Origin of the sequence: Arcobacter iocasae (assembly GCF_042214795.1) — a bacterium.
GTDB classification, from domain to species: Bacteria; Campylobacterota; Campylobacteria; order Campylobacterales; family Arcobacteraceae; genus Arcobacter; species Arcobacter iocasae.
The window spans coordinates 2751372-2765208 of sequence record NZ_CP090177.1; the positions used below are offsets into that span (position 1 = coordinate 2751372).

12 protein-coding genes are annotated in these 13837 nt (G+C 28.5%); 11 read left to right on the forward strand and 1 reads right to left on the reverse strand.

The genetic code is table 11. From position 1 onward, the window contains the following. The first annotated feature begins 111 nt into the window (after window positions 1-111). From LXN10_RS13850 to LXN10_RS13865, 4 genes are read left to right on the forward strand one after another with little or no spacing between them, the layout of a single operon-like run. A complete protein-coding gene (locus tag LXN10_RS13850; RefSeq protein ID WP_375723571.1) occupies window positions 112-558 on the forward strand; it encodes a c-type cytochrome in 447 nt (148 codons plus the stop codon). 9 nt (window positions 559-567) lie between these two features. Continuing rightward, a complete protein-coding gene (locus LXN10_RS13855) occupies window positions 568-1950 on the forward strand; it encodes a cbb3-type cytochrome c oxidase subunit I (protein ID WP_129101360.1) in 1383 nt (460 codons plus the stop codon). 2 nt (window positions 1951-1952) lie between these two features. After that, complete coding sequence (locus LXN10_RS13860) at window positions 1953-3695, forward strand: nitric oxide reductase activation protein NorD (RefSeq protein WP_375723572.1); 1743 nt, start codon at window positions 1953-1955, stop codon at window positions 3693-3695. Between the two features lies 1 nt (window position 3696). After that, a complete protein-coding gene (locus tag LXN10_RS13865) occupies window positions 3697-4503 on the forward strand; it encodes a CbbQ/NirQ/NorQ/GpvN family protein (protein ID WP_375723573.1) in 807 nt (268 codons plus the stop codon). Window positions 4504-4736: 233 nt separating this feature from the next. Here LXN10_RS13865 and LXN10_RS13870 read toward each other — a convergent pair whose 3' ends face one another. Beyond that, the gene (locus LXN10_RS13870) at window positions 4737-6335 is read right to left on the reverse strand and encodes a PAS domain-containing sensor histidine kinase (protein WP_375723574.1); all 1599 of its coding nucleotides are present in this window, start codon (window positions 6333-6335) and stop codon (window positions 4737-4739) included. A gap of 68 nt (window positions 6336-6403) precedes the next feature. Here LXN10_RS13870 and LXN10_RS13875 point away from each other — a divergent pair, with 68 nt between their 5' ends. From LXN10_RS13875 to LXN10_RS13905, 7 genes are all read left to right on the forward strand, one after another. Next, window positions 6404-7090, forward strand: coding sequence for a response regulator transcription factor (locus tag LXN10_RS13875; protein WP_129101356.1), 687 nt, complete (start codon window positions 6404-6406; stop codon window positions 7088-7090). A 200-nt stretch (window positions 7091-7290) separates the two neighbouring features. Next, window positions 7291-9888, forward strand: a complete 2598-nt coding sequence (gene nosZ / locus LXN10_RS13880; protein WP_375723575.1) for a Sec-dependent nitrous-oxide reductase — start codon at window positions 7291-7293, stop codon at window positions 9886-9888. 104 nt (window positions 9889-9992) lie between these two features. Then, the gene (locus LXN10_RS13885; protein ID WP_375723576.1) at window positions 9993-10781 is read left to right on the forward strand and encodes a cytochrome C; all 789 of its coding nucleotides are present in this window, start codon (window positions 9993-9995) and stop codon (window positions 10779-10781) included. A gap of 2 nt (window positions 10782-10783) precedes the next feature. Further along, window positions 10784-11995: a nitrous oxide reductase family maturation protein NosD gene (locus LXN10_RS13890; protein WP_375723577.1), complete on the forward strand. Its 1212-nt coding sequence runs from the start codon at window positions 10784-10786 to the stop codon at window positions 11993-11995. Between the two features lie 10 nt (window positions 11996-12005). After that, on the forward strand, window positions 12006-12749 hold the full coding sequence (locus tag LXN10_RS13895) for a 4Fe-4S dicluster domain-containing protein (protein WP_375723578.1): 744 nt from the start codon (window positions 12006-12008) through the stop codon (window positions 12747-12749). After that, window positions 12746-13342 (forward strand): c-type cytochrome, encoded by a 597-nt coding sequence (locus LXN10_RS13900; RefSeq protein ID WP_375723579.1) that lies wholly within the window; start codon window positions 12746-12748, stop codon window positions 13340-13342. Before LXN10_RS13895 ends, LXN10_RS13900 begins: the two co-directional genes overlap by 4 nt. Continuing rightward, window positions 13339-13827, forward strand: a complete 489-nt coding sequence (locus LXN10_RS13905) for a c-type cytochrome (RefSeq protein ID WP_375723580.1) — start codon at window positions 13339-13341, stop codon at window positions 13825-13827. The genes LXN10_RS13900 and LXN10_RS13905 overlap by 4 nt, the downstream gene beginning before the upstream one ends. The last annotated feature ends 10 nt before the right edge of the window (window positions 13828-13837 follow it).

Genomic DNA, 13837 nt, shown 5'->3' on the forward strand with positions numbered 1-13837 from the left:
TAATTTAATTATATTCAAGATACTTTTAATTACTACTTAAAGGTAGAATTAAAGAAAATTTGATACTATTTCAATTACTACTTAAAGGTAGAATATAAATAAGGAGTTAAAATGAGTGAGCGTATTACTAAAAATATGGCCAAAAACATCTACTTTGGTGGAGGTCTTTTTGCGATTTTGGTATTTGCAGGACTTACCTTTGATACTGTTAATAAAATTCCAGAACTAAGTCATGATGAAGAAATTACAAAGTCTGTTGCTCTTGGTAAAAAAGTATGGGAAAATAACAATTGTGTAGGATGTCATACTATATTAGGTGAGGGTGCTTATTATGCTCCTGAGCTAGGTAATGCATTTAAACGATTGGGTGAAAGTAATGAAAAAGCATTTAAAGCATATTTATCAGGATGGATGGCTGCTCAACCATTAGATATTCCTAATAGAAGAAAAATGCCACAGTTTAATTTAACGCCAGAACAAATAAATAGTCTTGCAGATTTTTTAATTTGGACATCAAAAGTTAATACTCAAGAGTGGCCACCAAATATTCAAGGATAAGGAAACCGTATGAAATATTCATCACAAATGGTCGCAAAGCCATATTTTATTTTTGCACTAATTCTTCTTGCAGGAGAAATTCTTTTTGGTATTAGCATGGGAATACAATACCTATATGGCGATTTTTTATTTCCCGCTATTCCATTTAATGTACTTCGTATGGTACATGTTAATTTGCTTATTGTTCTTTTATTATTTGGATTTATGGGTGCTACTTATTACCTTATTCCAGAGGAAAGTGAAAGGGAGTTGTGGAGCCCCTTATTAGCAAAAATTACATTTTGGGTATTTGCAGTAGCAGGTGTACTAACAATATTAGGTTATTTGTTTGTGCCTTATGCAACTTTAGCAGAAATTACATTTAATGAGTTATGGCCAACTATGGGGCGTGAATTTTTAGAACAGCCCACTATTACTAAAATAGGTATTGTTTTTGTTGTTTTATCTTATATCTTAAATGTAACGATGACTGTATTCAAAGGTCGAAGAACGACTATATCGATTATTTTACTAACAGGCTTATTTGGACTAGCATTTTTCTTTCTATTCGCATTTTATGTTCCAGATAATCTTGTTATGGATAAGTTTTTCTGGTGGTTTGTTGTTCATTTATGGGTTGAGGGTACTTGGGAACTTATTATGGGTGCACTTTTAGCATTTGTATTAATTAAAACAACAGGTGTTGACCGAGAACACATAGATAAATGGTTGTATTTAATTATTGCGATGACATTGATTTCTGGATTAGCAGGAACAGGGCATCACTTTTTTTATATTGGAACTCCTGGATATTGGTTATGGATAGGTTCTATTGTTTCAGCTGCTGAACCAATTCCATTTTTTCTAATGATACTTTTTGCTTTTAGCATGACAAAAAATCGTCGTATACAACATAATAATAAAATAGCACTTACTTGGGCTAAAGGTACAGCTATTGTATCATTTTTAGGAGCTGGAGTTTGGGGTTTTATGCATACACTTGCACCTGTAAATTTTTATACACATGGTACGCAGTTAACAGCAGCACATGGACATTTATCATTTTTTGGTGCATATGTTATGATATGTTTTACCTTGATATCTTATTCTATGCCGATTCTGAGAGGTCGTCCACATGGAAATGGACCTAAAGCGCAAAAAGTAGAATTGACAAGTTTCTGGTTGATGGTTATTGGTATGATAGGACTTACCTTGGCTCTAACTGTTGCTGGAATAATGCAAATTGAAATGCAAAGAATCCCTGATTCAGCTCATGCTCTTAGTTTCATGGCTACACAAGCAAAATTATCAGTAGTTTATGGAATTCGTTTATTATTTGGACTAATGGTTTTTGTTGGATTATTGACATATTTTTACAGTTTCTTTGTTAAAGAGGTAAAGGTAGGCAATTAAAGATGGATGAAAAAGTTGGAAAGTTATGGGCTAAATATTTAACAAAAAAAACATCTAGTATTTATGAAGAAGAACAGGTGTTCTTTTCTGAAAGAAGTAGAGCTTTAAAAATATTTTATCACCTCTTAGGAGGTGATAAAGCTAAAAGTATAAATATTACTGACAAAAGATTTATAAAAACTTCACGAACTTTTTTTGAAAAGATTTCAGGAACAGGCAAAACTTTTTTTCTTTCTTGGCAGGATGAAAAAGGGATTTATTTGCCTGCTTCATTAGCTTACTTTCCTTCTAAAAAATATAATGAGATGCATTATTACTGGCTTATTGCAATGTTAAGTAAAATCAATATAAACAGTAATAATATAATAGAAGAAAATATGAAAACGATTAGTTTTCTTGTAGAAAAATATTCTGGATTTAGAGAATTTTATGATTATGCACAAGAGTTTATGATTAAAAATTCTTTGGAATTTTTAAACCATCAATATTTAAGCCCCTTATGGATTTATCCTGCCTTATCAAATAGCAATAAGTTACTTGATTTTGATGATGAAGATGAACCATTAAGAGAAAAAGAAAAGCAAGATGAGACTGAAACATTAAAGATGAAAAAAAAAGCTGAGCAAATTAATGATAAAAAAGAAACAGATGGTCTTTTATTATTTTTGCCTGAATCACTTATGAGTCTTTTGGAACAGGTTAATGTTGATAGACAAGAAAATGATACTTTTGATGAAGATGCTCTTTATAATGCAGAAATATTAGATGAAATAACATTAGGACAAAAAGATGCAAATCTTTCTTCAAGACTTAAAATGGATTTAGATATATCAGCAGAAACTCTTGAAGAATATCCTCTTGGAAAAGGGCATTTTATCGATGAATGGGATTATAAAAAAGAGTGTTATTTGAAAAATTATGTCTGTATAAAACCATTTATTTGGATAAATGTAGAACCCATAAAATTACCACAACGACATGTAAAAATGATGAAAAAAATTCAACATGAATTGGATTTGATGGAACTTGACCGAATCAAAAGAGATAATCTTCCTTATGGTGATGAGATTAATATTGATTCATGGATTGATTATAAAAGTCATAAAAACTGTTCAAATCATTCTCAAAGATTTTTTGAGACTTATGAAAGAAAAACAAGAGATATTTCAATATTGATTTTAGCGGATGTATCCCTTTCAACAGAAGCTGGAATAACACAAGAAATCCGTGTCATAGATATGATTAAAGATGCTTTGATGGTATTCTCAGAATCACTTTACAGACTTCAAGATCGCTTTGCTATTTATACTTTTTCATCTATAAAAAACACAAAAGTTAATTTTCATATTATCAAAAATTTTAAAGAGAAATATACTGATTTAGCACGCGGTCGTATAAATGCAATAAAGCCAGGATATTACACTCGTATGGGAGCTGCAATAAGAGAAAGTGTTAAGATTTTGGATAAACAGCAGAGTAAAAATAAACTTTTGCTTATTCTTAGCGATGGAAAGCCAAATGATGTGGACAAATATGATGGGCGTTATGGTATAGAAGATACTAAAAAAGCTATTGAAGAAGTAAAGAAAAAAGGAATTATTCCTTTTTGTATTACTATTGATATGGATGCAAAAGAGTATTTACCTTATCTTTTTGGACATAATGCATATGCTGTCATTCGTGATCCTAAAAAACTTCCCAAGGTACTACCTGAAATATACATGAATTTAACTAAAGGAAATTAATATGTCTAAAACTTATTATTTACAACAATCAAATGAAGTGGAACTTTTTATGGCTGCTGCTTCAATGAATTTACCAATTTTAATAAAAGGACCGACAGGATGTGGTAAAACACGTTTTATTGAGTCTATGGGTGAAGAACTAGGGCTAGATGTTTATACTGTTGTTTGTCACGATGACTTAAGTGCTGCTGATTTGGTTGGGCGTCATCTTATAGATGAAAAAGGTACTTTTTGGCAAGATGGACCACTTACAAAAGCTGTAAGAAATGGAGGTATCTGTTATCTTGATGAGATTATTGAAGCTAGAAAAGATACAACTGTAGTTTTACATTCCCTTGCCGACTATAGACGTATCTTACCCATTGATAGGACTGGAGAAGTTATAGTAGCTCACCCAGATTTTATGTTAGTTGTCTCTTATAATCCTGGTTATCAAAATATTCTAAAGGGAATGAAACCTAGTACTAAACAGCGTTTTATCTCCCTTAGTTTTAATTATCCAATAGCTAATATAGAAAAAGAAATTATTATAAAAGAAAGTAATGTCGATGAAAAGATTGCACAAAAACTTGTAAATATCGCAGGAGAGATTCGTCAACTTAGTGATAGTGATATACAAGAAGCAGTCTCTACAAGATTGCTTATTTATGCAGCAAAACTTATTACAAAAGGATTTGATCCTTATGAAGCTTGTATGCATTCGATTGTAGAATCTCTTAGTGATGAAGATGATGTTTTAGAAGTACTTGAAAAACTGATATCTTTACATTTTAAAAAGAGTTGTGATGTTTCAAAATTGTGTAGTTAAAGAACAATATCCTCCAGGAGATTTTTCTATTTGGATTATTATTTATTTTGGTTTTAATTACTTTTATTAAAGGGCAATTAATAATAAACTATTTTATAGGTTTAAAATATGTTCGATTGAAATTTCGTATTATACCTACACTTTGGCTTAGTGTAATTTTATTATTAATTGTTATATCTTATTATTTACCAATAAATAAAAATTATTGTGGAATTTTAAAATATTATTCAAAATTAATGAGGTAAAAGGATGATAAACTCTGCTCCATTATGAATATTCTTTGCTTCAATTGTTCCATTAAATTGATTTTTTATAATTATTTTTGACATATAAAGCCCAATTCCTGTAGATGCTTTTTCTTTTTTTGTATTAAAGGGTTTAAATATATCTTCGATTGGATCTATTTTTATTCCACCTGCATTATCACGAATGCATAAGATAATATGTTGTTTTGTGTCTTTTAAACTGATTGTAATTGAGGGAACTTTTATTTTATTTAACTTTACGATATCTATACTATTTTGAATAATTGACAAAACAATATGTGCTAAACTATTTGAATTACCAAAGATTTTTATTTTCGAATCAATCTCTTTTTTTAGTTCTACTTGATTCAATTTTAATATAGAATCTACAATCTTCAAAGCTTGTTCGATAGATATAATAGGATTAAAAATTGTATTATCAGTTTTTTTATAAAAATCTTGAAAGTTTGTAATTGTTTTTGACATAAATTGAATAATCTCTTCATTATCAATTGCTTCACGCATAATTTCTTTATCATTTGTCTTTTTTCTGATATACATGCAATTAAAACTTAATTGTGATAGTGGTTGTCTCCATTGGTGAGCAATAATTGCAATCATTTCACCTAAAGCAGCAAATTTCGATTGTTGTTCAAGAATTTTATCATTTAATTTTTCTTTTGAGATATCTTGAATATTGACAACAATTGCAATTTCTTCATTTTCTCCACATGTATCAAAAGAAATTCTTATAGGAAAACTTTCTCCTTTTTTATTTATTGCTTCTACTTCTTGAATTTTTTTTAAATTTTTTAAATTTAAAATATCATATTTATCTGGAACTATTTCTGTGAATTTTGCATTATTTAGCATTTCTTTTTTTGTGTATTTAAATATATCTTCTGCTTCTTTGTTAAATGTTTTAATTTTTAATTCACTATTTAATGTAATAATTGCATTTGTACTTGATTCAATAACTGCATTAGAAAATTCTTTTTCTCTTATTAATTCATTTGTACGTTTATTAATTTTTTTGTTAGCTGGCATAAAAATAAATAGTGCTTCACAAAGTAGTGTAATCAAAGTAAGAATTAAAATATATGTTTCGATTTGTTGTATTTTTTTTGTATTTTCTTGTGCTTCTTTTAAATAAATAATTACAGCTTTTTCTAAATCTATTAATAGTTTTTCTGAATTCTTTAAAACATAATTTTGACTTAGTCCATTTCTATTAGTATAAAATCTTTTTGCATGAAAAAGATATCTTTTAACCTTTTCATCTAAATTTGTTTTTTCACCATAATATATAGAATGTAGTTGTTTTGACATTTTTAAAGATGTAAGTTTTTTGTGTGCTTTTTCCATCTCTTCAATTTTAATTTTTAACTTGTCAATTTTATAATAAATTGCAAAAAAAGCAATTTCTCTTGTAAAAATTTTTTGATTACCACTCATATTTACAAGTTTTGCATCATTAGATTGAATGGCTAAAAGCTTACTTAAATTGAAAAATGCTAGTAAGGATAGAAATGCAATAATAGTTAAAGCTAAAATGTATTTTTTTGTGAAACTTAGACTTTCAAACATAAATATCCTAAATATTTTAAAAATATAATGGTATCATAATTTGCTAAAAATTAATTTATGGATTAAAAATGAAAGAAAGATGTGAAATTAAACTAAAAAAATCTACTATTCTTTTAGCAGAGGATGAAGAAAATTTAAGAAATAGTTTTAAAAAAATTTTATTACTTTATGTTAATGAAGTTTATACTGCTTCAGATGGAGAAGAGGCTTTTGAAATTTATAATAGATGTAAACCAGATATTCTTATAACAGATCTTAAAATGCCAAAATTAAATGGGTTAGACTTAATAAAAATTATTAGGAAAGAAAATGAAAATATCCCTATAATCGTTACAAGTGCATATACTGATCAAAGTTTTTTATTAGAATCTATTAAATTGTCTTTAGTCGAATATGCAATAAAACCTATTCGAGAAATTAACTTATCCCAATTACTTGAATCATGTGCAAATATTTTATTAAAAAATTCAAAGACCATTATAAATCTTGGAAATCAGAATTTTTATGATTATGATAATAAAAATTTTATCTCTAAAGGAAATAATATTCTTCTTACAAATAAAGAAATCTCTTTCTTTGAAATACTTTTAGCACATAAAGGTACATTAGTTACTAAATCTGATATTGAAGATAAACTATATATTTATGAAGAAGCTCCTCCAAGTGCCTTGAAAAACCTTGTTTTTAAACTAAGAAAAAAATTAAAAGTAGATGTTATTAAAAGTGTTTCAAAATTAGGTTATATAATAGAATAAATTTAAACTTATATTTTTTTTATAATTTTTAATTACAGCGACTTAAAAGAAACTCAACTTATTGTAAACTTTCTTTAAGATTAAATATTAATTTTAAAGGTCAAGTTTTATTTAATATGATCTTTCATTGATATTTGTCAATATTATATGTTTCTTGCATTGGTATACTTATATTATGTAAGAAAAAAGGAGAATATAAGATGAGGAAGTCGTGTAATAAATTTTTTTCATTAGTTTTAGGTACTGCACTTGTCACTTCTGTTGCATCAGGAGATACTGGTGAATTATCTAAGGTTATGAAAGAAAGAGGTCTCTCAGAAATTGATGTAGTTAGAGCTGCAAAGACTTACAATCCTACTGGAGTAAAAGACAAATATGTTGTGTTTTCATCAGGTGGGCAATCAGGACAAATGATTGTTTATGGTGTACCTTCAATGAGAATACTTAAATATATTGCTGTATTTACACCTGAACCTTGGCAAGGGTATGGTTTTGATAAAGATTCTCTAAAAGTCTTAAGACAAGGGAATATAAGAGGTAAAGAGATTAATTGGGGTGATACTCATCACCCAGCTTTATCAGAAAAAGATGGAAAGTATGATGGGCGATGGTTAGTTATTAATGATAAAGCTAATCCAAGAATTGCTGTAATTGATTTAGAAGATTTTGAAACTAAACAAATTGTTGTGAATCCAGTATTTAAATCAGAGCATGGTGGATCATTTTTTACTCCAAATTCAGAACATATTTTAGAGGCTGCACAATATGCTGCCCCTTTTGATAATGAATATCATCCTATTGAAGATTATAAAGAAACTTATAGAGGTGGAGTAACTGTTTGGAAATTTGATCCAAAAATAGGAAGAATTAAGCCTAAAGATTCATTTACAATAGAAATGCCTCCATATATGCAAGATTTATCTGATTCTGGGAAAGGAATAAGCGATGGATGGGGATTTACAAATTCATTTAACACTGAAATGTATACAGGTGGAATTGAAGTAGGAATGCCGCCAAATGAAGCTGGTATGTCAAGAAATGATACTGACTTTTTACATGTATATAATTGGAGAAAACTTTATGAATTATCAAAAGATCCTAAAAATGTAAAAATGATAAATAACCATAAAGTGATTTCAATGGATATTGCTGTTAAAAATGATGCTTTATTTTTAATTCCTGAACCTAAGTCTCCCCATGGTGTTGATGTTGATCCTACAGGACAATACTTAGTTGTTTGTGGTAAATTAGATACTCATGCATCTGTTTATGACTTTAAAAAAATAAAAAAGTTAATTGAAAAAAAAGAGTTCGTAGGTAAAGATCCTTATGGTATTCCAATTTTAGATATGAAAAAATCACTGCATGGTCAAGTAGAATTAGGACTTGGGCCATTACATAATCAATATTCACCTAAAGATGGAGAAATTTACACTTCACTATATGTTGATTCTCAAGTGGTTAAATGGAATTTCAAAGATTTAAAAGTTATTGATAAAGTAAATGTGCATTACAATATTGGTCACTTAGCTGGAATGGAAGGTAAAACTGCTGATCCTCAAGGTGATTATATTATTGCATTAAATAAACTTTCAATTGACAGATTTCAAAATGTTGGTCCTCTTCATCCACAAAATCATCAATTAATTGATATCAGTGGTAAAAAGATGGATTTATTAGTAGATATGCCTCTTCCTTTAGGTGAACCTCACCAAGCAGTTGCAATTAGGGCAAGTAAACTTCATCCTCATGTGCGATATGAGATGGGAACAAATACAAAAACAGGAAAACAACATATTGGAAAAACTTTAGCAGGTGAAGAAAGAATTGAGCGAAATGGAAATCATGTAAAAGTTTATGCGACATTGGTTAGATCTCATATTAATCCAGAGAGAATTACTGTTAATAAAGGTGATAAAGTCACAATTTACATGACAAATCTTGAAAGAGCGCAAGATGAAACTCATGGATTCACAGTTGATAATTACAATATTCATGGTTCATTAGAGCCAGGTGAAACTAGTGAGTTAGAATTTGTAGCAGATAAAGAAGGTGTATTCCCATACTATTGTACAGAGTTTTGTTCTGCTTTACATTTAGAAATGATGGGTTATTTATTAGTTAAAGATCCTAATAAAAAATATGAAAGTGCACAAAAGCTCAAAATGAAATCTATGAGTTCTGAAGAATTAAAAGTTGAATATGACAAAACTGTAGCAGTTAATAATGCTACTGATACAGTTATTCAATCAGTAGTTAAATTTTTAAAAGACAATAAATTTCAAGAACACAAAGTTGTCGCTGATTTAGTAACAGATGCCTTTGATCAATATAATCAAATTCCAGAACAAAAGAAAAAAGCAAATGAAGCTCTTAAAAAAGGCGATATAGAAAAAGCTATTTTATATGAAAATATGATTTGGCAATTAATGGTTAAAACAGCAGATGTAGGAATAAGGGCAAAAGATGCATTAGTTAGAAAGATTGCTACAAAACAAAGCTCTGCTGCTATAAGAGGAGAGAATACTTTTGCAGAAGGTGGATGTAATGGGTGTCATGTAATAGGAAAAGTTTCATCAGGTCCTGATTTAACTGGTGTTTTATCAAGACATGAAAATGGTGTAGATTGGGTTAGTAAATTTATTCTATCACCTGAATCAAAATATAAAGAACCATATGTTAAAGCAATGATTGATTATTTCAATTTAAAGATGCCTAATCAACATATGAATAAAGAAGAAGTAAAAGATATTATTGAATATCTTAAATGGGTTGATGAAAATGCAAATCTTTTCTAAAATCTAAATATAAAAGAGGAAGTTCAATCTTCCTCTTTATTACTATAATTTTTACAGTATAAATTGTTTCTTTTGTACTGTAAAAATTAAATTTAAGGATGAAAATGTATTCAAGTTTTTTTAAATCAAAAATTTATGCAAGTATAGCATTAGTTATTATGACATTAGCATTTACCTTTCCAATGATTACTTTTCATGGGACATTAAATAAAATTTATAATAACAAAGTTGGGGAAATTTCTACCCTTGCAATAAATGTTTGGAATTTTTATAATAAAGGAAGATATAAAAGTACAACAACTCCTGAAGAAGCTTACAATGATTTAAAGATGATGATTAAAACTTCATCAGAAATAGGAGTTGCATCTTTTCCTATTTGGTCTTGTTCTCTTGAAGCACCAAATTACCCTAAAAAAGCTTTTCCAGAAGGTATACCTGTCTATTTTCATTTTGATGGATTTTCTGGAGAAGTGCATGAAATGAATACAATAAACCATTATGTAGGCATGGATCCTATGTGGAGAGGTGGAAGAATTGAAAGAGAAATTGGACTATATGCTCTTTTAGGGCTTTCTTTATTTATGATATATTTTATTTTATATAATAAAAAAGTATTAACATACATAATGTATATATCAACTGCCTTACCTTTAATCTTTGTTGCAGAATATTCATATTGGTTATATTGGTTTGGACATAATTTACATGATTGGGGAGCTTTTAAAATCAAACCTTTTATGCCAACCGTATTTGGTGATGGGAAAATCGCCCAATTTACAACGCATTCTTATCCAACGATTGGATTTTATGCTTTGTTGCTAATAGGTTTATTTAGTTTATTAGCTGTACTTTCTAGAAATAGAGCTATAAAAGAAATGGAAGATAAGGTTTAAAAATGTTACGAATTATATTTGTATTATGTTTTATATTTTCTAATTTTTTGTTAGCAAATTTATTACAAGAGACTATTGATAATGCCCCTGTAGGTTCTATTTTAAAATTACCAAAAGGTATATATAGAGGTTCTATTATAATAAATAAGCCTTTAACTATTATAGGAAAAGAAGATGATGTAATTATCGATGGAGGTGGGGAAGGTACTGTTATTCAAATTAAAAGTCCTTTTGTAACTTTGAAAAATCTTACTATTCAAGGAAGTGGAGATAGACATGAAGGTCTTGATGCAGGAATAAAAATATCAAATTCAAGACAGTCTGAAATATCAAATTGCATTATAAGAGATTCTTTATTTGGTATTGATGTTTCAATGACAAATAATTCAATAATATCAAATAACTATATTACATCAAAAGATTTAGATTTAGGTTTAAGAGGAGATGGTCTTAGACTTTGGTATTCCAATGATAATATCATCACAAAAAATAAAATTGTTAAATCAAGAGATGTGGTCGTTTGGTATTCACATGGGAATGAAATATCAAATAATTTTGGAGAGTATAATAGATACTCTTTACATTTTATGTATGCTGGGAAAAACTTTGTAAAAGATAATATTTATCAGTTTAATTCTGTAGGTATATTTTTTATGTATAGCCAAGATACTATAGCAACAGGCAATATTATAAAGAGTTCATTAGGTAGTACAGGTATGGGTATTGGGCTTAAAGATGTTTCAAATTTTATAATAAAAAACAATACTGTTTTATATTGTGCTCAAGGTATATATATAGATAGATCGCCTTTTGAACCAGATACAAATAACTGGATTGAAAATAATAAAATTTTATACAATTCAGAAGCTATTCATTTCCATTCAATTAGTGAAAATAATATCATAAAAGGGAATGCAATCCAAGGAAATATCGAGGATATAATAAATGATAGTAGAGGTTCAAAAACGGATAAAAATGTGATTGTAGGGAATTATTGGGATAACTATGAAGGTTTTGATATAAATAAAGACAATATAGGAGATTCTCCCCATAAAGTTTTTCAATATGCAGATCAACTTTGGTCTTATAATCCAGATGTTAAGTTCTTTTATGGTTCTCCTGTAATTTCTTTATTGAACTTTCTAGCAAAGTTAGCTCCTTTTAGTGAACCCATATTCTTATTGCAAGATAAAGAACCTAAGTTGAAATTTTGAGGATTCAATAATGAAAAATATAGAAAAAGATAGAAGAAATTTTATTAAGTTTTCAACACTTGGAATACTGGGTTTAACTTTTGGTGCTGGAGTAGTGATTAGTCCACATTTATTGCAAGCTGAGATGAGATTAAGACCTCCTGGTGCAGTTACAGAAAAAGAGTTTTTGGCTTTATGTATTAAATGTGGTCAATGTTTGCAAGTTTGTCCATATCACTCTATTAAACTTTCTGATTTAATAAAAGGACATGGAATTGGAACTCCCTATATTGATCCAAGAGAAAGAGGTTGTTATGCATGTAGCGCTGTTCCCTGTGTCCTTGCCTGTCCCAGTGGAGCATTAAATCATAAGGTTGAAAAAGCAGAAGATGCGGAAATGGGAATAGCTGTTTTAGAGTTTCCTAATAAATGCTTAGCATTGAGTAATACTCCCGTACCAAGTGGATTTAGTAAGAGAATCCATGATTTTACTAATAATCAAAATAATATAACTAAACTTGAAAAAGATATGTTAATAAAATTAGATAAGTTCGAAGGTAAGCAGTGCACAATATGTGCTGATATGTGTCCTATTCCTAATCCATTGGGTGCAATTTCAATGATAAGTAGTGATAATGGAAAAAAACCTGAAGTTTATGAAGGCTGCATTGGGTGTGGAGTATGTGAAGAATTATGCCCTGCAAATGAACCTGCAATTGTAGTAAAACCAAGATTGTCTTATGAAGATTATTATATTAAAGGAATTAAATCATGATAAAAAAAATATTGCTGGTTACAGCTCTTTCTTTTCTGTTTTTAGGTTGTTTTGATAAAGAAGAAGAAAAAGTTACTAAAAATGAAAAGGTAGAGGCACAAGCTCCTTTAAAAATAGAAATAGAAGAAAACAAAAATATAAAAGAAATAAAAGTTGTACAAAAAGAAAAAACAGGAATGGAAGACAAATCATATTATATGGATTATGATGTAAAAAGTGAATATGATCAAAATTCTCAACCTGCTAATAAAGATGCTTCTATTAGAGTAAAACCTAGAAGTATTGTTGATGCAAATATGCATATTAAAACTCCATATGATGAAATTAGAATATCAATGCTTGTAAAAAAGCTTAGTAAAGATTTTATTGTTAAGTGTTCCGCTTGTCATAATGATTATGCTAATGGAATAATTGGACCATCATTATTAAATAAAGATTATGATTCTATTTTTAATAGTATTATGAAGTTCAAAAAGAATAAAAATGCAAATGTTCTTATGGCAGAACTTGTAAGTCAAATGGATGAAGATGAGATAAAAAAAATCTCAAAAGAAATTTACAGATTTAATAAAGAGGTTAAGGAATTAAAATGAAAAATATAATTGCAATAATTTCAACGCTTATAATTATTGGTTTGATGATATTTTCATATAAAAATGGAACAGCATTCCAAGGTGGAGAAGCAGGACATATTATTGAAGATATACAAACATTTCAACAAAAGATAAAAATTACTCCACTAAAAGAAAAAGATATTGAACAAGAAAAATTAAAAGCTTTAAAAGAAAAAGCTGGAAACAGTCTTAAGTTTGAAGTTAGTAATAATTATAAAAGTAAATGTTCTTCTTGCCATGGAATTGATGGCTCAGGAATGCAAAATGGTAAAAAACTCATGGGAGCTAATTTAATTGGACAAACAGAAGAAGAGTTATTTCAAAAATTAATTGATTTTAAAACGGGAAGAAAAGATAACCTTGTGATGAAAGGTTTATTAATAAATCTTTCTAAAGAGAATTTAAAAACTTTCGCAAAAGAAATTTCTCAGTTTAAAGCAAAAGAAGAAGCTTTAAGTAAATAATATATTCTTA